General features: G+C 72.7%; 12 protein-coding genes and 1 pseudogene. 6 read left to right on the forward strand and 7 right to left on the reverse strand.

The genetic code is table 11. The features are described from left to right. Positions 1-284: 284 nt before the first annotated feature. The 3 genes from ABZ567_RS09570 to ABZ567_RS09580 form a co-directional block, all read right to left on the reverse strand. Positions 285-1,634 carry a maltokinase gene (locus tag ABZ567_RS09570; protein WP_360786305.1) on the reverse strand — a complete coding sequence of 450 codons (1,350 nt, stop codon included), beginning with the start codon at positions 1,632-1,634 and terminating at the stop codon, positions 285-287. A gap of 234 nt (positions 1,635-1,868) precedes the next feature. Beyond that, positions 1,869-3,563 (reverse strand): maltose alpha-D-glucosyltransferase, encoded by a 1,695-nt coding sequence (gene treS / locus ABZ567_RS09575; RefSeq protein ID WP_360786307.1) that lies wholly within the window; start codon positions 3,561-3,563, stop codon positions 1,869-1,871. Continuing rightward, positions 3,560-5,554, reverse strand: a complete 1,995-nt coding sequence (locus ABZ567_RS09580; RefSeq protein ID WP_360786309.1) for an alpha-1,4-glucan--maltose-1-phosphate maltosyltransferase — start codon at positions 5,552-5,554, stop codon at positions 3,560-3,562. Before ABZ567_RS09580 ends, treS begins: the two co-directional genes overlap by 4 nt. Positions 5,555-6,163: 609 nt before the next feature. Here ABZ567_RS09580 and ABZ567_RS09585 point away from each other — a divergent pair. From ABZ567_RS09585 to glgP, 4 genes are all read left to right on the forward strand, one after another. Next, positions 6,164-7,150, forward strand: a complete 987-nt coding sequence (locus tag ABZ567_RS09585; RefSeq protein ID WP_360786311.1) for an AraC family transcriptional regulator — start codon at positions 6,164-6,166, stop codon at positions 7,148-7,150. 176 nt (positions 7,151-7,326) lie between these two features. Continuing rightward, positions 7,327-8,433: a monodechloroaminopyrrolnitrin synthase PrnB family protein gene (locus tag ABZ567_RS09590; RefSeq protein ID WP_360786313.1), complete on the forward strand. Its 1,107-nt coding sequence runs from the start codon at positions 7,327-7,329 to the stop codon at positions 8,431-8,433. A gap of 22 nt (positions 8,434-8,455) precedes the next feature. Then, positions 8,456-9,814 (forward strand): FAD-dependent monooxygenase, encoded by a 1,359-nt coding sequence (locus ABZ567_RS09595; RefSeq protein ID WP_360786315.1) that lies wholly within the window; start codon positions 8,456-8,458, stop codon positions 9,812-9,814. A gap of 132 nt (positions 9,815-9,946) precedes the next feature. Continuing rightward, positions 9,947-12,502, forward strand: a complete 2,556-nt coding sequence (gene glgP / locus ABZ567_RS09600) for an alpha-glucan family phosphorylase (RefSeq protein ID WP_360786317.1) — start codon at positions 9,947-9,949, stop codon at positions 12,500-12,502. 77 nt (positions 12,503-12,579) lie between these two features. On the opposite strand, the gene ABZ567_RS09605 is transcribed toward glgP, so the two are convergent. The 3 genes from ABZ567_RS09605 to ABZ567_RS09615 form a co-directional block, all read right to left on the reverse strand. Further along, a complete protein-coding gene (locus ABZ567_RS09605; protein ID WP_360786319.1) occupies positions 12,580-14,610 on the reverse strand; it encodes a M4 family metallopeptidase in 2,031 nt (676 codons plus the stop codon). Between the two features lie 333 nt (positions 14,611-14,943). Continuing rightward, positions 14,944-16,782: an ABC transporter ATP-binding protein gene (locus ABZ567_RS09610; protein ID WP_360786321.1), complete on the reverse strand. Its 1,839-nt coding sequence runs from the start codon at positions 16,780-16,782 to the stop codon at positions 14,944-14,946. After that, positions 16,779-18,587 (reverse strand): ABC transporter ATP-binding protein, encoded by a 1,809-nt coding sequence (locus ABZ567_RS09615; RefSeq protein ID WP_360786323.1) that lies wholly within the window; start codon positions 18,585-18,587, stop codon positions 16,779-16,781. Before ABZ567_RS09615 ends, ABZ567_RS09610 begins: the two co-directional genes overlap by 4 nt. 48 nt (positions 18,588-18,635) lie before the next feature. On the opposite strand from ABZ567_RS09615, the pseudogene ABZ567_RS09620 reads away from it, so the two are divergent. Further along, positions 18,636-18,980: pseudogene (locus ABZ567_RS09620) on the forward strand (LuxR C-terminal-related transcriptional regulator); the annotation flags it as partial. On the opposite strand, the gene glgX reads toward ABZ567_RS09620, so the two are convergent. Beyond that, positions 18,934-21,135, reverse strand: coding sequence for a glycogen debranching protein GlgX (gene glgX / locus ABZ567_RS09625; RefSeq protein ID WP_360786325.1), 2,202 nt, complete (start codon positions 21,133-21,135; stop codon positions 18,934-18,936). The pseudogene ABZ567_RS09620 and the gene glgX overlap by 47 nt on opposite strands. Before the next feature lie 214 nt (positions 21,136-21,349). Between glgX and ABZ567_RS09630 the strand changes: the two genes are divergently transcribed. Continuing rightward, entirely contained in the window at positions 21,350-22,516 is a 1,167-nt protein-coding gene (locus tag ABZ567_RS09630; RefSeq protein ID WP_360786534.1) for an Ig-like domain-containing protein, read from the forward strand. Positions 22,517-22,564 lie beyond the last annotated feature (48 nt).

Consider the following 22,564-nt stretch of genomic DNA (forward strand, 5'->3'; position numbering starts at 1 on the left):
CGGTCACCCGGATCGAGCGGTGGCGCCTTCCGGGGCGCGCCGGACGTGGCCTTCGTGGTGGTGGTGGTCGTGCTGCGGGCCGTCTTGCCTGCGGGGCGGGCGGTCACCGGGGTGCCTCCTAAGGGGTACGGGGTACGGATGCGCAACGGCGGGGTACGGGGACGGGACACTCGGCCGAACGGGGGCGGGTGGGGTCGCCGCAGGCGGGACGGCCGGGGACGGCGCCGCCCCTTGCTCCGAACGGGTCGGCGCCGGCGGGGGGCGGACGGACCGGAGGCCGGGGGTCATGAGCCGGCCGACAGGCGTTCGATGGCGGACATCGGGACGGGGAGCCAGTCCGGCCGGTGCCGGGCCTCGTACACGACCTCGTAGACCGCCTTGTCCGTCTCGTACGCGCGGAGCAGCGCCGGGTCCTCGCGGGGGTCGGCCCCCGCCACCTCCGCGTACCCCGTGCAGTACGCCGCCCGGCACCGCGCCGCCCACTCCGCGTTCCACGGGCGGTGGGTGCGGGCCGCGTAGTCGAAGGAGCGCAGCATGCCCGCCACGTCGCGGACCGGGGGCTGGGGGCTGCGCCGCTCGTCCAGGGGCTTCGCCGGCTCGCCCTCGAAGTCGATGACGGCCCAGCCGCCGTCGGACCCGCGCAGGGTCTGCCCGAGGTGCAGGTCGCCGTGGATGCGCTGCACCGCGTCGCCGCCGGCCGCGCCGCTCGCCGCGGCGAAGACGGCCCGCAGTCCCGGCACGTGCGGCAGGAGCGCGGGCACGGCCTGCGCCGCCGTGTGCAGCCGCCGGTCCATCGCGGCCGCCAGCTGCTCGGTCTCGGCCCGCCCGAGCCGGCGGGTCGGCAGGGCCTTGGCGAGGGCGAGGTGGACCTCGGCCGTGGCCCGGCCGAGGTCCCGCGCCTCGGCGGTGAACTCCCGTCCGTCGGCGAGCGCGTCGAGCGCGAGCCGCCAGCCGTCCCGGGAGTCCCGCAGATAGGGCTGGAGGACGCCGAGGGTCGCGGCCCCCGACTCGAACCAGGCGACCGGGGCGGGGACCCGGGCGCAGCCGGCCCCGGCGAGGGCGAGCGGCAGTTCGAGGTCGGGGTTGGCGCCGGGGCTGATCCGGCGGAAGATCTTCAGGATGAACGAATCTCCGTAGACGAGAGACGAGTTGGACTGCTCGGCGTCGAGCATGCGGGGCGCGAGCGCGGCGGGCAGCGCGGTCGTGGCGTGGAAGCGCAGGGGGCCGGTCCGGCCCGGGGTGCGCAGCCGCTCGTAGAGGAGGCCGGCGAGCCGCGGGTCGCGCAGCCCTTCGTACACGGCGCGTCCTGCGAGCGGCCCCTGCCGGATCCGCCCGAGGAGGGCGGGGGCGAGTCGGGGCGGGAGCTGGCTCCGTACGCCCAGGAACACCTGGTAGCAGTCGGTGGGTGTGCCGGGCGGGCGGCTCGGCTGTTCGACCCGTACGAGCAGATGGAGGAGGCCGGGGCCCGGGCCGTCCAGGGGCAGCAGCTCGGTGGCCGCTTCGAGCGTGAATCCGGTGACCCGGCGGCCCTTGCCCGCGAACCAGCGCTGTCTGGGCAGCCATTCGTGGAGCAGGGGGGCGAGGGACGGAAGGAGGGCGTCCGGGGCCCGGGTGGTGGATGCGGTCTCCGGCATGGCGTCGCGTCCTTTCCCCGGGGCGCGCAGTTGACTGTCGTATGCGTTCAAATGCGCAGAGTGTCCCGGATGGCGGCTGTGGCTGTCCGGATGTGCGGGACGTGTCGGAGGGGGAAGATCCGTATGGGCCCGGCAAGAAGGCCCGGATGGACCTGAATCGTGTGTGGGTCACAGTGCCCAGGGTGGGACGGGGGAAACCGCCCCACACCGGTCGGGAGACGAACTGGCCGTCGGTCAGCCCTCCTTCAGACGGAACCAGTAGAAGCCGTGTCCCGCAAGGGTCAGGAGGTACGGCAGCTGGCCGATGGCCGGGAACTGCACACCGCCGATCAGCTCGACCGGGTGGTTGCCGGCGTAGCGCCGCAGGTCCAGTTCGGTCGGCTGCGCGAACCGCGAGAAGTTGTTCACGCAGAGCACGAGATCGTCGCCGTCCTCGCGCAGGAAGGCGAGCACCGCCGGGTTGGACGAGGGGAGTTCGGTGTACGTGCCCGTCCCGAAGGCCCGGTTCTGCTTACGGATCTCGATCATCCGCTTCGTCCAGTGCAGCAGCGAGGACGGTGAGGCCATCCCCGCCTCGACGTTGGTCACCTGGTAGCCGTGGACCGGGTCCATGATGGTCGGCAGGTACAACCGCCCGGGGTCGCAGGAGGAGAAGCCCGCGTTCCGGTCCGGAGTCCACTGCATCGGCGTGCGGACGCCGTCCCGGTCACCGAGCCAGATGTTGTCGCCCATGCCGATCTCGTCGCCGTAGTAGAGCACCGGCGAACCGGGCAGCGAGAACAGCAGCGCGGTGAACAGCTCCATCTGGTTGCGGTCGTTCTCGAGGAGCGGGGCGAGTCGGCGCCGGATGCCGATGTTGGCCCGCATGCGCGGGTCCTTGGCGTACTCGGCGTACATGTAGTCGCGTTCCTCGTCCGTGACCATCTCGAGCGTGAGCTCGTCGTGGTTGCGCAGGAAGATGCCCCACTGGCAGCCGGACGGGATGGCCGGGGTCTTCGACAGGATCTCCGAGACCGGGTACCGCGACTCGCGCCGCACCGCCATGAAGATGCGCGGCATGACGGGGAAGTGGAAGGCCATGTGGCACTCGTCGCCGCCCGACCCGAAGTCGCCGAAGTAGTCGACGACGTCCTCCGGCCACTGGTTCGCCTCGGCGAGCAGCACCGTGTCCGGGTAGTGGTCGTCGATCTCCTTGCGGACCCGCTTCAGGAAGGCGTGGGTGGCGGGCAGGTTCTCGCAGTTGGTGCCCTCCTGCTGGTACAGGTACGGCACCGCGTCGAGCCGGAAGCCGTCGATCCCCAGGTCCAGCCAGAACTTCAGCGCGGAGAGGATCTCCTCCTGTACGGCCGGGTTCTCGTAGTTGAGGTCCGGCTGGTGCGAGAAGAAGCGGTGCCAGTAGTACTGCTTGCGGACCGGGTCGAAGGTCCAGTTGGAGGACTCGGTGTCGACGAAGATGATCCGGGCGTCCGGGTACTGCTTGTCGTCGTCCGCCCAGACGTAGTAGTCGCCGTACGGGCCTTCCGGGTCGCGTCGCGACTCCTGGAACCACGGGTGCTGGTCGCTCGTGTGGTTCATGACGAAGTCGATGACCACGCGCATCCCGCGCTGGTGGGCCGAGTCGACGAACTCGACGAAGTCGGCCAGGTCGCCGAACTCCGGGAGCACCGACGTGTAGTCGGCCACGTCGTAGCCACCGTCCCGCAGGGGGGACTTGAAGAACGGCGGGAGCCAGAGGCAGTCCACGCCCAGCCACTGGAGGTAGTCCAGTTTGGACGTGATGCCCTGCAGGTCTCCGACGCCGTCCCCGTTGCTGTCCTGGAAGGACCGGACGAGGACCTCGTAGAAGACGGCCCGCTTGAACCAGTCGGGATCACGGTCCTTGGCTGGGGTGTCCTCGAAGGTGTCGGGGACGGGCTCGTTGACAGTCATGATGTGGGTGACCCTCCGGTCTGCGGGGACGGTCGCAGGACGAGGACGTGCGCGGGCGTGACACCCGGCTCTAGGCGTACGTAACTGGTCCTGCCCCAGTGGTAGGTATCGCCGGAGAGCTCGTCGCGCACCGGCACGGTCTCGTGCCAGTCGAGGCCGAGTTCCGGCATGTTCAACGAGACCGTCGCCTCCTGGGTGTGGTGCGGGTCGAGGTTGACGACCACCAGAACGGTGTTCGAACCGGAGCGCTTGCTGTACGCGATCACCTGCGGGTTGTCCGTGTCGTGGAAGCTCAGGTTCCGCAACCGGCGCAGGGCCGGGTGACGGCGCCTGATCCGGTTCAGAGCGGTGATCAGCGGAGCGATCGTCGCCCCCGACCGCTCCGCCGACTCCCAGTCACGCGGACGCAGTTGGTACTTCTCCGAATCCAGGTACTCCTCGCTGCCGTCCCGCAGCGGAGTGTTCTCGCACAGCTCGTACCCGGCGTAGACGCCCCAGGTCGGCGACAGCGTCGCCGCGAGCACCGCCCGCACCTCGAACGCCGGACGCCCGCCCTTCTGGAGGTAGGCGTGCAGGATGTCCGGGGTGTTCACGAAGAAGTTCGGCCGCATCTGCGCCGCCGTCTCGCCGGACAGCTCCGTCAGGTACTCCGTGAGCTCCTCCTTGGTGTTCCGCCAGGTGAAGTACGTGTACGACTGCTGGAAACCGATCGCGCCGAGCGTCCGCATCATCGCGGGACGGGTGAAGGCCTCCGCCAGGAAGATCACATCCGGATCCGCCCGGTTGATCTCACCGATCACCCGCTCCCAGAACACCACCGGCTTGGTGTGGGGGTTGTCGACCCGGAAGATCCGGACCCCGTGGTCCATCCAGTGCCGCAGGACCCGCACGGTCTCCGCGACGATCCCGTCCATGTTGTCGGCGGCTCGGTCGAACGCGATCGGGTAGATGTCCTGGTACTTCTTCGGCGGGTTCTCCGCGTACGCGATCGAACCGTCGGCACGGTGGTGGAACCACTCCGGGTGCTTCTCCACCCACGGGTGGTCCGGGGAGCACTGGAGCGCGAAGTCCAGGGCGATCTCCAGACGCAGCTCCCGCGCCCGCGCCACGAAGGCGTCGAAGTCCTCGAAGGTGCCGAGGTCCGGGTGGAGCGCGTCGTGCCCGCCCTCCGGGGAGCCGATCGCCCACGGCACGCCCACGTCGGTCGGCGACGCCGACAGCGAGTTGTTGGGGCCCTTGCGGTGGGTCTCGCCGATCGGATGCACCGGCGGCAGGTACACCACGTCGAAGCCCATCGCCGCGATCGCCGGAAGCCGCTCGGCGGCGGTACGGAAGGAACCCGGAACCGTACGGCCCTTCACCTTCCGCACGCCCTCCGAGCGCGGGAAGAACTCGTACCAGGAGCCGAACAGGGCGCGCTCCCGCTCCACCTGGAGCGGCAACGCGGGTGAGGCGGACAGGAGTTCGCGCAGCGGGTGGCGGTCGAGGACCTCGACGACCCGGGGCGTGAGCGCCGCCGCGAGCCGGGCGGCGGCCGGCCGGGACGGGTCGCGCAGCGCGTCGGCGGCGGCGAGCACGGCCTCCCGGCCGCCGCCCTTCTTCGGGACGCCCTTCGCGGCCCGTTCGTGCAGCTCCGCGCCCTCGGCGAGGACCAGTTCGGAATCGATCCCGGCCGGGATCTTGATCCTGGCGGTGTGGCGCCAGGTGGACACCGGGTCGCTCCACGCCTCGACGGTGTACGTCCAGAGGCCCTCGGCGTCCGGGGTGACCTCGGCGCCCCACCGGTCGGTGCCCGGCGCCAGCTCGCGCATCGGGGTCCAGGGGCCGGGGCGACCGGAGGGGCCGCGCAGCACGACATTGGCGGCGACCGCGTCGTGGCCCTCGCGGAAGACGGTCGCCGTCACCTCGAAGGTCTCTCCGGCCACCGCCTTGGCGGGGCGCCGACCGCAGTCGACCAGAGGGCGGACGTCCAGTACGGGAATGCGTCCCATGAGCGGATTCACAGCATCACCTGACGGGTTACGGGGGTGCGGGTGGTGGTGCGCTCTTTCTAGCTCCGACGACGGCCGGCGGGTTGCGGGCATGGCCGCTCCTGTCCGCGTTCACTCGGATGGCGGGTCCAGACGGATGACGAGAGGGCATGGGGAGACGGGTTCGGTGCGGTACCGCAGGAGCCTTCCCCCGGTTCCCGGGTGGGCAATCCATACCCTTTGTTAACTACTAGGGCGTAGCCACACCGGCAAGCGGACGACCCGGACAAGGAAAAGACTGCGCCCTTGTGGGGTGAGGCCGGAATCCGACGGTCGGACCTCCTTCGGCACCCCGTCGTCGTCCGCTATCAGGAGGGGATCGCCGCCGCCCGCCATGGAGTGACGCATACCGGCCACCCCGGCCGTCTCCGGACCCCGCAGCCGGGCGAAGCCGCACGCGAATGCGGCCGGATCCAGCTCCTCGTACCGCACCCCGGAATCTCGCCGGACAGGGGCGCTCCGAGGCCCTTCGATAGGCTGTGGTCGCTGCCGTGTCGGCGTCCTCCAGGCCCGCCGGGGCGGCTTCGGCCGTTCAACCGACAGACCGGGGTGGAAGTTGAAGGATCGTCCATGGACACCGTGGGAACCGACCGTCACGCACAGCACGACGCACAGCACGACGAACAGGAAGACCTGCTGAGCGAACTGCTCCAATCCCTCCGGCTCACCGCGGTCTTCGACAACCGCTGGCACGTCCGCGCACCCTGGGCCATCGAGGGCGACGCCGAACGCAGCTGCGCCGTCCTCCACTACGTCGTCGAGGGCGACTGCTGGGTCACCACCGACGGCGAGCCCCCCGTCGAACTGCACGCCGGAGACCTCGTCGTCTTCCCCACCGGCGCCGCGCACCGCCTCTCCGACCGGCCCGGACGCCAGTGCGTCCCGCTCAAGGCCGCCCTGCCCGAACGGCACCCCGGCACCTCCGGCGAGATCGTCGTCGACGGCAGCGGACCCGAGAGCCGGCTGCTCTCCGCCGGGCTTCGCTACGACGCCGACGCCGCCACCGGCCTCTGCACCTCCCTGCCCTGGGCGCTCGTCCTCGACAGCCCCCAGGTCGACCGCGAACCGCTGCTCCGCGACACCCTCCGGCTGCTCGCCTCCCCCGACCGGCCCGTCGGCCCCGGTGGCCGGCTCATCACCCTGCGGGCCTTCGAGATGGCCCTCGTCCTCGCGCTCCGCCCGCTGCTGCGCGAACTCGCCGGGACCCCGGCCTCCCCGCCCCTGCTCCGGCACCCCGGGATCAGCAGGGCGGTCGTGACGATGGCCACCCGGTTCGCCGAGCCGTGGACGATCGACTGCATCGCCCGCGAGGTCGGCATGTCCCGGTCCGCGTTCACCGCCGCCTTCCGCGACCTGGTCGGCGAGTCACCGGCCCGGTACCTCGCCGCCCGCCGCATGCGGGAGGCCGGCCGGCTGCTCGCCGAGACCTCCCTCCCGCAGTCGGCGGTGCCCGCGCGCGTCGGCTACCAGAGCGCCGTCGGCTTCCACCTCGCCTTCCGCAAGTGGTTCGGGGTCACCCCGGGGGAGTACCGCGCGGGAGCCGTCCGGGCCGCCTGAACGGCTCCAGGTCATCCGACCTGACATCTTCGGGGCCGTCTGGACGGATCTTAAGGACCCGTGGCCGGACGCTCATTGCCCCGACGGGACGCGCCGGACAGTCTCGGGACCGGCGGAGCCGCGACGCGCCCGCCGCCACCCACCCGCCGCAGCCCCGAAGAAGGAGGAGCACCGTCGTGTTCGGCGAACCGCTTCACACGACCGAGGACATCCGCGCCGCCGACCCCCTCGGCGCCGACGCCCTGCTCGCCGCGGTGCCCGCGATGAACGCGGACGCCGACGCGGCCGCGCTGACCGTCGCACTGCGCGCCCTGGTGCCGGACCTGGACCGGGCCGCCGAATGGAGCGTCGGGGCGGCGCTCGCGGCGATGCGGGACCTGGGCATCCTGCTCGGATCGCTGAGGCGGCACGGTGTGCAGCCGCTCGCCGCCGTACCGGAGGCCCTGCCCGTCCTCGAACTCCTGGGCCTGCGCACCGACATGGTGCCCCGGGACACCGTCCACCACTACACGACGTGGAACCCCGCGGGCCCCCGCCGCCGCTCGTACACCGGCCACCCGGCGGAGGCGTCGCTCCAGGAAGCCGTACGGACGGTGTTCCCCGGCCTGGTCCGGGCGCTCGACGACTGCGGGCGGCTCGCCCGCCTCGAACCGTACGACCCGTGCTTCCCGGTCGTCCTCGACCGGATCGCCCGCCATCTGCGGGCGATGGTCGACGCGATCGACCTCACCGTGGCGCGGGTGTCGCCGGAGTACTTCGCCGTGACCCTGCGCCCCTACTTCGAGGAGGTCCAGGTCGGCGGCCGCGACTACCCGGGCCCGGCCGCCACGCAGGTGCCGCTCTGGCCGGTCGACCTGACGCTGTGGCAGTGCGACCGCCCGGACCCCGCCTACGAGGCCTTCCTACGGGAGTCGGTGCCGTACGCGCCGCCGGCCTGGCGCGCGTTCCACGCCCGGCACCGGGGCGGGGTGTCGGCCGTCAGCAAGCTGTCCGCGGCGGTCAGCTGGGAGGGCGCGGACCGGCTGCCGTCCTCGCTCACCGCCTCGGCGGAGGCGCTGGGCCGGGTGCTCCACCTCCTGAAGACCTTCCGAGCCCGTCACCACGGCCTCGCCCGCGAGGCGTACGGCGAGGAGGTGCGCCGGTACGAGGAGGGCAGCGGCGGGGCCCGGGTCGCGCTGCTGCGTTCCGTCCTGGACCTGACCAGGGAGAACGAGACCATGGTGCGCCGCACGATCGTGCGGCGCCGTCCCGCAGGGGCCCCCGTCGGGCCGTCGGCCGCGTAGCGGCTCCGAAGGAGCAAGCGTGATGTCCCTCCCCACCCCCGGCCCCTACGGACAGGGCTTCCCGTCCGGCTACGGGCAGAGCCCGCACGTCATGATCGCCGGCGCCGGCGTCGCCGGCCTCACCGCCGCCCTCGCCCTGCACGCCGCCGGTTTCGAGCGGGTGACGGTCGTCGAGGCGGCGCCCGCGATCCGCCCGGTCGGCGCCGGACTCGACCTGATGCCGGAGGCCGTCCGCGAGCTCGACGCCCTCGGTCTGCTCGACGCCCTGGAGGCGGGGGCCCTGCGCACCCGCGAACTGCGCTACTACCACCGCACGGGCGGCCTCATATCCCGGGAGCCGCGCGGACTCGGCGCCGGCTACCGCTGGCCACACCTTTCGGTCCACCGCGGGCATCTCCAACAGGTCCTCGCGGGGGCGGTACGGGCCAGACTCGGCCCCGCCGCCCTCGTCACCGGAGTCCGGGTGAGCGGTGTGGAACTGCTGCCGGACGGGCGGCCGCGGCTGCGCCTGGAGCACCGGGACGGCGCCGTCCGGGGCCGGGCCTCGCTCGAACCGGACGTCCTCGTGGGCGCGGACGGCATCCGTTCGGCGGTGCGGGCTGCGCTGCACCCGGGGGAGGGCGGGCCGCCGTGGAACGGGATGCTGGCGTGGCGGGGGGTGTCGCGGATGCCCGCGCGGGCCGTGGGCGCGTTCATGCTGATCGCGGGCGACGACCGGCAGAAGGCCGTGGTGTACCCGATGGGCCGGCCGACCGGTCAGACCCGCGAGGTCCTGGTGAACTGGGCGCTCACGAGGCCCGCGGAGCCGACCCGCCCCGCGCCGGAGGAGCGGCTCAGGGGGGACTGGAACCGGCCCGTGCCCGCGTCGGCGCTCCTGCCGTACTGCACGGGCTGGGAGTTCGACGGCGTCAGCGTCCCCGATGTCCTGTCCGCCGCCGACACCGCGTACGCGTACGCGATGGTGGACCGTGAGCCCCTGGACCGGTGGACCCACGGCCGCACCACCCTCATCGGCGACGCCGCCCACGCCATGTACCCCACCGGCCCCCACGGCGCGACCCAGTCGATCGTCGACGCGCGCGCCCTCGCCCACGCCCTCGCCGTGCACCCCGACCCCGCCGAGGGCCTCGCCGCGTACGAGCGGGAGCGCAGGCCCGTCACCACCGCGCTCCAACGCGCCGGCCGGGAGCGCGGCCCCGAGGCCGTCATCGACCTCGCGCACGCGCGCGCCCCCCAGGGCTTCACCGACATCCACGAGGTCATCCCGGCCGAGGAACTCGCCGCCGTCGCGGACCGGTACGCCGCCACCGGCCCCTCCGACCCGGCGACCGTGAACCAGGGCTCCCCCTACGAGGTGCAGCTCCGCGCCGGGCGCCGGTGACGTCCGAGCGCCACGCCGCCCCCTGTGCGCCGTGCCCCCGGGGAGCCGCGTGACCTAACGTCGGAGCGGAACGACGGACGCACAGCGTGGTGCGTCCACTCCGCTCCGTACTCGCCTGCGAAGGTGGAACACGTGAAGGCAATCCGTCGATTCACCGTGCGTCCCGTCCTCCCCGACACCCTTCGACCCCTCGCCGACCTCGCGCACAACCTGCGCTGGTCCTGGCACGAGCCCACCCGCGCCCTCTTCGACTCCCTCGACCCCGAGGGGGTGTCCGGCGCCGACCCCGTGCGGATCCTGGGCGCCCTCGAAGCGTCCCGGCTCACCGGGCTCGCCACCGACCAGGACTTCCTGGCCCGGCTGCGGGCCGCGGCCGAGGACCTCGACACCTATCTGCGCGGCCCCCGCTGGTACCAGCGGCAGTCCGGCGACCTCCCGGCCGCCGTCGCCTACTTCTCGCCCGAGTTCGGCGTCACCGCGGCCCTGCCCCAGTACTCGGGCGGCCTCGGCATCCTCGCCGGCGACCACCTCAAGTCCGCCAGCGACCTCGGCGTCCCCCTGATCGGCGTCGGCCTGCTCTACCGGCACGGCTACTTCCGGCAGTCCCTCGGCCGGGACGGCTGGCAGCAGGAGCAGTACCCCGTCCTCGACCCCGGCGAGCTGCCCGTCACCCTGCTCCGCGAGGCCGACGGCACCCCCGCCCGGATCACCCTCGCCCTGCCCGGCGGACGCAGCCTCCACGCCCACCTGTGGATCGCCCGGGTCGGCCGCGTCCCGCTCCTCATGCTCGACTCCGACGTCGAGGACAACGCCCCCGGCGAACGGAGCGTCACCGACCGGCTCTACGGCGGCGGCAGCGAGCACCGGCTGCTCCAGGAGATGCTGCTCGGCATCGGCGGCGTCCGCGCCGTCCGTACGTACACCCGGCTCACCGGCACCCCCGACCCCGAGGTCTTCCACACCAACGAGGGCCACGCCGGCTTCCTCGGCCTCGAACGCATCCGCGAACTGCAGGGCGAGGGGCTCGACTTCACCGCCGCCCTGGAGACCGTCAGGGCCGGGACCGTCTTCACCACCCACACCCCCGTCCCGGCCGGCATCGACCGCTTCGACCGGAGCCTGGTCGCCCGCCACCTCGGCCAGGACGGCGCGCTCCCGGGCGTCGACACCGCCCGGATCCTCGCCCTCGGCGACGAGACCCCGCTCGGCGGCGAGCCCGGCCTCTTCAACATGGCCGCCATGGGCCTGCGCCTGGCCCAGCGCGCCAACGGCGTCTCCACCCTCCACGGGGCCGTCAGCCGGGCCATGTTCGCCGGGCTCTGGCCGGGCTTCGACGCCGACGAGGTGCCCATCACCTCCATCACCAACGGCGTCCACGCCCCCACCTGGGTCGCCCCCGAGGTCGGCCGCCTCGGCCCCGACGCGGCCGACCGGGAGCTGTGGGAGCTGCGCCGGACCCTCCGCGCACGGCTCGTCACCGACGTACGGGAGCGGCTGCGGGCGTCCTGGCGGCAGCGCGGGGCCGCCGACGCGGAACTCGGCTGGACCGAATCCGTCCTCGACCCCGACGTCCTCACCATCGGCTTCGCCCGCCGGGTCCCGTCGTACAAGCGGCTCACCCTGATGCTGCGGGACAAGGACCGGCTGCGGGCGCTGCTCCTCCACCCCGAGCGGCCCGTGCAGCTCGTCGTCGCCGGCAAGGCCCACCCCGCCGACGACGGCGGGAAGCGGCTCGTGCGGGAACTCGTCCGGTTCGCCGACGACCCCCGGGTCCGGCACCGGATCGTCTTCCTGCCCGACTACGGCATGGCGATGGCCCGCGGCCTCTACCCCGGCTGCGACGTCTGGCTCAACAACCCGCTGCGCCCGCTGGAGGCCTGCGGCACCAGCGGCATGAAGGCGGCCCTCAACGGCTGCCTCAACCTGTCCGTACTCGACGGCTGGTGGGACGAGTGGTTCGAGCCCGACTTCGGCTGGGCCATCCCCACCGCCGACGGCGCGGCCGCAGCCGACGAGGACCGCCGCGACGACCTGGAGGCCGCCGCCCTCTACGAGCTGATCGAACGCCGGGTCGCACCCCGCTTCTACGACCGGGGCCCCGACGGGGTGCCGGCCGGCTGGACGGCGATGGTCCGGCGCACCCTCACCGACCTGGGCCCGAAGGTGCTCGCCGACCGGATGGTCCGCGAGTACGTCGAGCGGTTGTACGTGCCCGCCGCCACCGCCCGCCGGGCGCTCACCCCGGCCCGCGCCCGGGACCTCGCCGACTGGAAGGCCCGGGTCCGGGAGGCCTGGCCCTCGGTGACCGTCGACCACGTGGAGGTCGGCGACGACCTGGTGGACGACCTGGCGGACGCGGAGCTCGGCGCGACCCCGGTGGTCCGGGTCCGGGTGGCGCTCGGCGCGCTCGGCCCGGACGACGTGGAGGTGCAGGCCGTCACCGGCCGGGTCGACGCCGACGACACCCTCACCGACTCCCGGACCGTCCCGCTGAAGCCGGTGGGCGGCCCGGACCTGGAGGGCAGGCTGACCTACGCGGGCACCCTGGAACTCGACCGCACGGGCTCCTTCGGCTGCACGGTCCGCGTCCGCCCCACCCACCCGCTGCTTGCCCACCCGGGCGAACTCGGCCTGGTGACCCTGCCGGAGGAGACGACGGGGGAGGGGGCCGGGGTGCTGCTCAGGTAGCGGCGGACCGGGCCGCGGACGCGCGGGCGCCCGGAGGGAAGGTTCCCTCCGGGCGCCCGCCCCTGTGTGCCTCCCGGTTACGGGAAGGTCAGCTTGAAGGCGTTGATGTGGCCGACGTCCGCCGAGGCCTTGTCCTGGGCGCGGAGCTTCCAGGCACCGTTGGCGACCTCGGAGGAGGCGTTCACGGTGTAGGTCTGGAGGATGTTGTCGGCGCTGCCGCCGGACCGGTTGTGCAGGTTGTAGACCGAGCCGTCGGGGGCGACGAGGTCGACGACGAGGTCACCCTTGTAGGGGTGGACGATGTCCACGTCCACCTTGAGGGTGGCGGGCGCGTTGCCGGCGATGCCGGTGACGTTGACCGTGGAGGTGACCGCGGCGCCGTTGTCCGGGATGGCCACGTCGGCCGTGTTCTCGAAGACCTTGCCCGTGGGCGGCTCGGTGCCGCCGGGGCGGGTACCGACGTTGACGCCGGCCCAGGCGTGCTGGACGGCGAGGACCTCGGGGCTGCCGGCGCCGTACAGCTCGGTGGCCACCGCGACGGTGCCCGTGCGGGCGCCGGCGTAGTTGGTGGACGAGTTGAACTTGGTGGTGAGCGCCTTGAACCAGATCAGCGAGGCCTTGTCACGGCCGATGCCGGTGACGGGCAGGCCGTCGGAGGTCGGCGAGTCGTAGGTCACGCCGTTGACGGTCTTGACGCCGCTGCCCTCGGAGAGCAGGTAGTACCAGTGGTTCGCAGGGCCCGAGGAGTAGTGGACGTCGACACCGCCGATGCCCGAGTACCAGTAGTCCTTGGACGAGCCGTCCTTGCTGGGCTTGTCCATGTAGCGCAGCGGGGTGCCGTTGCCGCGGATGTCGATCTTCTCGCCGACGAGGTAGTCGCCCTGGTCCTGGGCGTTGTTGGCGTAGAACTCGACGGCCGCCGCGAGGATGTCCGAGGTGGCCTCGTTGAGGCCGCCGGACTCGCCGCTGTAGACCAGTCCCGCGGTGACGGAGGTCAGGCCGTGGGTCATCTCGTGCGCGGCCACGTCGATGGACGTGAGCGGCTTGGCGTTCGCCGCGCCGTCGCCGTACGTCATGCAGAAGCAGGAGTCCTGCCAGAAGGCGTTGACGTACGCGTTGCCGTAGTGGACCCGGGAGTACGCGCCGACGCCGTCGCCGCGGATGCCGGAGCGGCCGTGCACGTTCTTGTAGTAGTCCCAGGTGAGCGCGGCGCCGTAGTGGGCGTCGGCGCCCGCCGTCTCCAGGTTCGACGGGGTTCCGTTGCCCCAGACGTCGTCGGGTCCGGAGAAGAGCGTCCCGGTGCCGGACGTACCCCGGTTGAGGTTGTACGTCTTGTGGTTGCCGCGGGTGGTGTCGGTCAGCGTGTACGAGGGCGCGGTGCCGAGGGTGACCGTGCCGCTGTACTGGGTGTTGCCGGTGCCGTTGTGCACGGCCTGCCACTCGTACAGCTTGGCGCCGGTCTTCGCGTCCGTCACGACGTGCAGTTCGTTCGGGGTGCCGTCGTGCTGGAGGCCGCCGACGACGGTCTCGTACGCGAGGACGGGGGCGCCCGAGGCCATCCAGACGACCTTGCGCGGGGCGCGCTCGGCGGCGGCCTTCTTGGAGCCCTCCGCCTGGGCGAGTCCGACGGCCTGCTTCTCGGCGGCGGCCGGGGCGACGGTGGCGCCGAGGTCGACGTTCTTCAGCTCGGCGCGGGAGGACTTGGTCACGCCGGTGGTGGCGCCGGCCTTGCTCTCGGCGACGATCAGGTCGCCGCCGAGGACGGGCAGCCCGGCGTAGGTGCGCTCGTAGCGCGTGTGGGTCGTGCCGTCGCGGTCCTGCACGACGTCGCGGACGACCAGCTTCTCCTGGGCGCCGAGGCCGAGGGACTTGGCCGTGGCGGCCTTGTCGGCGTCGGCCGCCTTGACGAGCGCGGTGCGCTCGGCGGGGGTGAGGTCGGCCGGGAGCTTGCCGGGGTTCGCCGAGGTGCCCTGTTGGGCCTTGGGGGCGATGGTCCAGGCAGCGTCCGCCGCGGTGGCGGATCCGGTCTGGACGCTCACGGCGAGCATGGCGGCGGCAGCGATCAGAGCGCCGGTCGCGGTGGCGCGGCGGCTGGGCGTGGATCTCACGCAGACTCCTTCTTGCGAGGGGGGTACCGGCGGACTGGGTGGGCCCGTCCGGGCGGAGCAAGCAGAGCTGTGGAGCACGTGCGGATGACGCGTTACCCGTTCGGGTGAAGCGGCGAACGGTGATGCGAAGATCCGGGGAGAGAGTGGCAGGAATGACGAGGACCTGTCAGGAGTGCGGCCGGAAGTTGGCCGGAAATCGTCCGCTGCCCGGAAGTCGGTGTTCGTTAACCGGAGGGTAGGCGGCCGGCCACCCGAGGCACGCCGGACCGGCTGATTCCGTTCGCCCCATCCCGAGGGATCTGCCTCGGCGGAGATCCCGCCGCCGTTCCCTCGTCAGCTCACCAGGCTCTCCCGCCACGCGCGGTGCAGGCCCGCGTAGCGGCCCTCGCCCGACACCAGGTCCGACGGCGTGCCGTCCTCGACGATCCGGCCCGACTCCATCACCAGGACCCGGTCCGCGACCTCCACCGTGGAGAGGCGATGGGCGATCACCACCGCCGTACGGCCCGCGAGGACCGTGTCCATCGCCCGCTGCACCGCCCGCTCGCCCGGCACGTCCAGGGAACTGGTCGCCTCGTCCAGGATCAGGACCGCCGGGTCCGCCAGGAGGGCCCGGGCGAAGGCGACCAGCTGGCGCTGACCCGCCGAGATCCGGCCGCCGCGCTTGCGCACGTCCGTGTCGTAGCCGTCCGGCAGGCCCGCGATGAACTCGTGCGCCCCGATGGCGCGGGCCGCCTCCTCGATCTGCGCGCGGGTCGCGTCCGGGCGGCCGATCGCGATGTTCTCTGCGACCGTGCCCGAGAAGAGGAACGCCTCCTGCGTCACCATGACGATGCCCCGGCGCAGTTCCGGGGTGGCCAGGTCGCGCAGGTCCACGCCGTCGAGCAGGACGCTGCCGTCCGTGGGGTCGTAGAAGCGGGCCAGGAGTTTGGCGAGGGTCGACTTGCCCGCGCCCGTCGCCCCGACGACCGCGACCGTCTGGCCGGCCGGGATCGTCAGGTCGAAGACGGGGAGGACCTCGCCGCCCGTGCGGTAGGCGAAGCGGACACCGTCGAAGACGACCTCGCGGCCCGGTGCGCCCGCTCGGGGCGGCAGGGGGCGGGGTGCCGTCGTCTCCGGTACGCCCGGCTCCTGGGCCAGCAGGCCCGCGATCTTCGTGAGGGACGCCGCCGCCGACTCGTACGAGTTGAGGAACATGCCCAGGCGGTCGATCGGGTCGTACAGCCGGCGCATGTAGAGGACCGCTGCCGCAAGGACGCCCAGTTCCAGGGAGCCAGAGGCCACCCGGTACGCGCCCCACAGGCACATCCCGGCGACCGCCGTGTTCGCGACGAGGCGCGAGCCCACGACGTAACGGGCCATCTCCAGCAGCGCGTCGCCGTTGCTGCGCTCGTGACGGCGGTTGAGCGCCGCGAACTCGGTGTCGTTGAGCCGCTCCCGGCGGAACGCCCTGACCGGACGGATGCCGTTCATCGTCTCCGCGAACTTCACGATGACGCCCGCGATGGCCGTCGAACGCTCGGCGTAGACCGCCCCGGCGCGCTTCCGGTAGAGGCGGATGAGGAGGTGCAGGGGGAGGAAGGACGCGACCGCCATCGCCCCGATGCCCAGATCGAGCCAGAGGAGGATGACGGAGATCGACACGAAGGAGAGGACGACGCCGATCAGTTCCTGGAGGCCCTCGGAGAGGAGTTCCTGGAGCGATTCGACATCGGTGGTCGAGCGGGAGATCAGCCGGCCCGACGTGTAGCGCTCGTGGAAGTCGACGCTGAGGACCTGGGCGTGGCGGAAGATCCGGCCGCGCAGGTCCAGGAGGACGTCCTGGTTGACGCGGGCCGCGCCGCGGACGAAGACGTACTGGAGGGCGCCCGAGAGCGTCGCGCACAGGAGGTACCCCAGGGCCACCGCGATCACCGGACCGTGGTGGCCGGCGCGGAAGGCCGGGACGCCCCGGTCGATGGCGTACGCGACGAGCAGCGGGCCCGCCTGGATCGCGCCCTCCTTGACGAGGAGGACGAGCGCGCCCCACGCGACCCGGGTCCGGTGCGTGGCGAGCAGCGAGCGGAGCAGCGCACCCGTCGCCCCGGGCGGGGTCGGCAGGTCGTCGCGGTCGAAGGGGTCCCCGTCGGGGGCCGGTGCGGCGGGGGCCGTCTGGGTGAGCGTGTCCGTCATCGGTCCTCGTCCTTGCCTTCGCCGGACATCAGCCAGGCGTACTCCTCGCTGGTCCGCAGCAGTTCCTGGTGGGTTCCCACGGCCGCGATCCGGCCCTTCGAGAGCAGCGCCACCCGGTCGGCCAGCATCACCGTCGAGGGGCGGTGCGCCACGACCAGGGCCGTCGTCTCCCGCAGCACCTCCCGCAGGGCCGCCTCGACCCGCGCCTCCGTGTGCACGTCGAGCGCCGACAGCGGGTCGTCGAGGACCAGGAAGCGGGGGCGGCCGACGACCGCCCGTGCCAGGGCGAGCCGCTGCCGCTGACCGCCGGACAGGCTCAGGCCCTGCTCGCCGACCCGGGTCGCGGCGCCCTCGGGCAGCCGGTCCACGAAGCCGTCCGCCTGCGCCACGCCGAGGGCGCGCCGCAGGTCCGGCTCCCCGGCCCCGTCGCCGGCGCCCATCAGGACGTTCTCGCCGACGCTCGCCGAGAACAGCGTCGGCTCCTCGAAGGCCATCGACACCAGGGTCCGCAGCCGCTCCCGTTCCATGAGGGCGATGTCCTCGCCGTCGAGCAGGATGCGGCCGCCGGACGCCTCGTGCAGCCTCGGTACGAGCGCGGTGAGCGTGGTCTTGCCGGAACCCGTGCCGCCGACGAGGGCCAGGGTCTCGCCGGGCCGGATGTGCAGGTCGATGCCGTCCAGGACGGGCGGGGAGTCGTCCGGGGCGTCCGGGTAGCGGAACGACACGCCCTCGAAGCGCACTCCGCCAGTGCCGTCCGCCGCCGTGGCGTCCCGCGCGGCGGGGGCGTCCGGCTCCTCTTCGGCGTCCATCACCTCGAAGTACCGTTCCGTCGCCGTCGCCGCCTCCTGGGTCATCGCGAGCAGGAAGCCGATCGATTCGACGGGCCAGCGCAGTGCCAGGGCCGTCGACAGGAAGGCGACGAGCGTGCCCGCCGACAGGTCTCCGTCCGCGACCTGGACCGTGCCGAGGACGAGCGCCGCCCCGATGGCCAGTTCCGGTACGACGGTGATGACCGCCCAGATCATCGCGAGCAGGCGGGCCTTGGCCAGTTCGGTGCCGCGGAGCCGTCCGGAGAGTTCGCGGAAGGCCCTCGCCTGGCTGCGGTGCCGGCCGAAGCCCTTGACGATCCGGATGCCGAGGACGCTCTCCTCGACGACCGTCGTCAGATCGCCCACCTGGTCCTGGGCGCGGCGCGCGACCCTGCCGTAGCGGCTCTCGAAGGCCGAGCAGACCAGCACCAGGGGAACGACCGGGGTCAGCAGGACCAGTCCGAGCGACCAGTCCTGGGAGAGCAGCAGGACATAACCCGCGAGGATGGTCACGCCGTTGACCAGGAGGAACGTCAGCGGAAAGGCCAGGAACATCCGGACCAGCATCAGATCGGTCGTGCCCCGCGAGAGCAGCTGCCCGGACGCCCACCGGTCGTGGAAGGCGATCGGCAGCCGTTGGAGCCTGCCGTACAGGTCGGCCCGCATCCGCGCCTCGACCCCGGACAGCGGCCGCGCCACCAGCCACCGCCGGTACCCGAAGAGCACGGCCTCGGCGATCCCGAGCAGCAGCAGGTACAGCGCCCCCAGCCACACCCCGCCGGGGTCCCGTTCCGCCACGGGCCCGTCCACCATCCACTTCAGGACGAGCGGGATGACGAGCGACAGACAGGACGCGACGATCGCGACGACCGCGGCGGCGAACAGCCGTCCCCGCACGGGCCGCACGTACGGCCAGAGACGGAGGAGCGCCCGCACCGCCGAGCGGTCGGGGGCGTCGGCTGTGGCGGGCTCTGGGGCGACAGTTTTCTCGGGCATCAGGCCCGACCCTACGGTTCACCACTGACACCTCTCATCCGGTTTTCCGGCCCCGGCGGCGTCGCCGCCGTCGCCGAACTCACCCGCCGCCGCGCCCGCTCCCGGATCCTGGTCCTCACCACGTACGACACGGACACCGACACGACCCTCTCGGCGCGCGAGACCGAGATCCTCGTCCTCCTCGCCCAGGGCACGGTCAACCGCGCCATCGCCGCCGAGGTGTTCATCAGCGAGGCGACCGTGAAGACCCATCTGACCCACCGCTACGGCAAGCTGGGTGGGAAGGACCGGGCCGCGGCCGTCGCCACCGGCTATGACCGGGGCATCCTGGGCCGGGCCCGACCCCTCACGCCTCGACCCGCAGCAGCACCACCGACCGGCCCCCCATCGTGAGCGTCCCGCCGCCCCGGTGGCTCGTCCCCGGCGGACCCGACTGGTCCTCCCGTGCGGTGTCGACGACCAGTTCGTACGACTCCGCCCAGGGCGGGCCCGGGAGGCGCAGGTCGAGCGGGTCCGGCCCCGCGTGGAGGACCGCGAGGAAGCTGTCGTCGGCGATCTGTTCGCCGCGCTCGTCCCGGCCCGGGATGTCACGGCCCGACAGGTAGAGGCCCAGGGTGGCCGCGGGCGCGTACCAGTCGCCCTCCGTCATCTCGGTGCCGTCCGCGGTGAACCAGGCCAGGTCCCGCAGCCCGTCCGCGCCCTGCGGCCGGCCGGAGAAGAAGGCCCGGCGGCGCAGCACCGGATGCCGGTCGCGGAGGGCGAGCAGCCGGCGGGTCAGGGCGAGGAGCTGGGCGCGGCCGGCGTCCTCGGGCAGCGTCCAGTCGACCCAGCCGATCTCGTTGTCCTGGCAGTACGCGTTGTTGTTGCCGCCCTGGGTGCGGCCCATCTCGTCGCCGGCGACGAGCATCGGGACCCCGGTGGACAGGAGCAGGGTGGTGAGCAGGTTGCGCTGCTGACGCAGGCGGAGGGCGTTGATCCCGGGGTCGTCGGTCTCGCCCTCCGCGCCGCAGTTCCAGGACCGGTTGTCATGGGTGCCGTCCCGGTTGCCCTCGCCGTTGGCCTCGTTGTGCTTGCGCTCGTACGTGACGAGGTCCCGCAGGGTGAAGCCGTCGTGGGCGGTGACGAAGTTGACGGAGGCGTACGGCCGGCGCCCGCCCCAGGCGTACAGGTCGCTGGAGCCGGAGAGCCGGTAGCCGAGGTCCCGCACGTCGGGCAGGGCGCCGCGCCAGAAGTCCCGTACGGCGTCCCGGTAGCGGTCGTTCCACTCGGTCCACAGCGGGGGGAAGGCGCCGACCTGGTAGCCGCCGTTTCCCACGTCCCAGGGTTCGGCGATCAGTTTGACCCGGCGGAGCACCGGGTCCTGGGCGATCACCGCGAGGAACGGGGAGAGCATGTCGACGTCGTGGAAGGAGCGGGCGAGGGCCGCCGCCAGGTCGAAGCGGAAGCCGTCGACGCCCATCTCGGTCACCCAGTACCGCAGGGAGTCGGTGATGAGCCGGAGGACCTGCGGCTGCACGACGTGCAGGGTGTTGCCGCAGCCCGTGTAGTCGGCGTACCTGCGTGCGTCGGACTGGAGGCGGTAGTAGCCGCGGTTGTCGATGCCCTTGAGGGACAGGGTGGGGCCGAGCTCGCCCGCCTCCGCCGTGTGGTTGTAGACGACGTCGAGAATGACCTCGATACCGGCCGCGTGCAGCGCCCGCACCATCCGCTTGAACTCGCCGACCTGCTGCCCGGTGGTCCCCGACGAGGAGTAGCCGGCGTGCGGGGCGAAGTAGCCGATGGAGTTGTAGCCCCAGTGGTTGCGCAGCCCGCGCCGCAGGAGGTGGTCCTCGTGCGCGAACTGGTGCACGGGGAGCAGCTCCACCGCGGTCACGCCGAGCCCCACGAGGTGCTCGATCGCCGCGGGGTGGGCCAGACCCGCGTACGTGCCGCGCAGCCGCTCAGGGATGCCGGGGTGCTGTCGGGTGAAGCCCTTGACGTGCAGCTCGTAGATGACGGAGTCCTGCCAGGGCGTCTTGGGTCTGCGGTCGTCGGCCCAGTCGTCGTCGTCCTGGACGACGACGCCCTTCGGGACGTACGGGGCGGAGTCCCGCTCGTCGCGGACGGTGTCGGCGACGTGCTGCTGCGGCCAGTCCCGCACGTGCCCGTACACCTCGGGCGGCAGCGCGAAGTCACCGTCGACGGCGCGCGCGTACGGGTCGAGGAGCAGCTTCGCCGGGTTCCACCGGGCGCCCGTCCACGGGTCCCAGCGGCCGTGGACCCGGTAGCCGTACCGCTGTCCGGCCCCGATCCCGGGCACGAAGCCGTGCCAGATCTCGTGGGTCAGCTCCGTGAGCGGCAGCCGCCGCTCCGTACCGTCCGGGCCGAAGAGGCACAGCTCCACGGCCTCCGCCCCGCCCGCCCACAGCGCGAAGTTCGTTCCCGCCACCCCGTCGGGGCCCACCCGGCAGCGCGCGCCGAGGGGCGTCGGCGCACCCGGCCACACCGGGGGTCCGGCCCGCTCCGGGGCATGCTCCGGTACCGCCTCCTGCTCGGCTGCGCTCGCCACCGTCCCGGCCTCCTGCGGCTCGTCGGGCCCGCACGCGGGGGAGCGGCGGCGTCCCGGCCGCCGCTCCCGCGTGGGGTCTCCTCCTGTTCTGCCCGCGCCACCGCGCTCCCAACATGACCCGTACGGACGTTTCCCCTGGAGGGTGGCCGTCGTTGGGCGGGGCGTGACACATGTATGGAAGCGGGCGGGTTACGCCCTCGCGGTGGCGGGCTTGATGGCGGGCCTCGTGGGCTGCACGGGAAGCGGTGGCGGACGGGGCATCGACATCTCGCTGCCGGGCAAGGCGCGGGCCCCGGGTGACGTCATCCGGGTCAGCCCGGATGACGGCAGCCGGGGGGTGAGCGCCGAGGGACCGGTCGAGGTGAAGGTGGACAGCGGGCGCCTCGAACGGGTGACCGTCGTCCAGGTGGAGGACGCCCAGCGGACCGAGGTGGCGGGGGAGATCTCCCCGGACGGGCTGCGCTGGCGGCCCCGGGCGGGCGCCCGGCTGGCGCTCGCCGCCAAGTACAGCGTGGACGCGGTCGCGCTCGACGCGCACGGGCGCCGCTCCGCGCGGCACACCACCTTCACCACCGTGGTGCCGGAGAGCCGTTTCATCGGTTACTTCAAGCCGGAGAATCGTTCCACGGTCGGCACCGGCATGATCGTCTCCTTCGGTTTCAACCGGCCGATCGAGAACCGCGCCGCGGTCGAGCGGGCGATCCGGATCACCTCGGAGCCGCCGGTGGAGATCGTCGGCCACTGGTTCGGCAAGGAGCGGCTCGACTTCCGCCCCGCCGCGTACTGGCAGCCGGGCACCCGCGTCACCGTCCGCCTCGGCCTGCGGGACGTCGAGGGGGCGCCGGGGGTGTACGGCATCCAGCGCAAGACGGTCGGCTTCACCGTCGGCCGCTCCCAGGTCTCCGTGGTGGACGCCGCCGCGCACACCATGGAGGTCAGGAGGGACGGCGCGGTCCTGGCGACCCTGCCGATCACCGCGGGGGCGCCGAAGACCACCACGTACAACGGGAAGATGGTCGTCACCGAGCTGTACGACGTGACGCGGATGGACGGGCGCACGGTCGGTTTCGGCGGCGAGTACGACATCAAGGACGTACCGCACGCGATGCGGCTCACCGAGTCCGGGACCTTCCTGCACGGGAACTACTGGGCCTCGCCCGGTACGTTCGGCACGGCCAACGTCAGCCACGGCTGCGTGGGGCTGCGGGACGAGAAGGGCGGCAGCGCCCAGTCGCCCGCGGGCTGGTTCTTCGACCGGACGCTCATCGGCGACGTGGTGGAAGTGGTCAACTCCCGTGACCGGAAGGTCGCTCCCGACAACGGCCTCGGCGGCTGGAACATGGAGTGGAACCGGTGGAAGGCCGGCTCCGCTCTGCACTGACCCCTCGTCGCCCTCGCACCGTCCGGCACTTCCGTCGTCTTACCAGGT

This window comes from Streptomyces sp. NPDC016459, from assembly GCF_040632845.1.
In the GTDB taxonomy this organism is placed as follows: domain Bacteria; phylum Actinomycetota; class Actinomycetes; order Streptomycetales; family Streptomycetaceae; genus Streptomyces.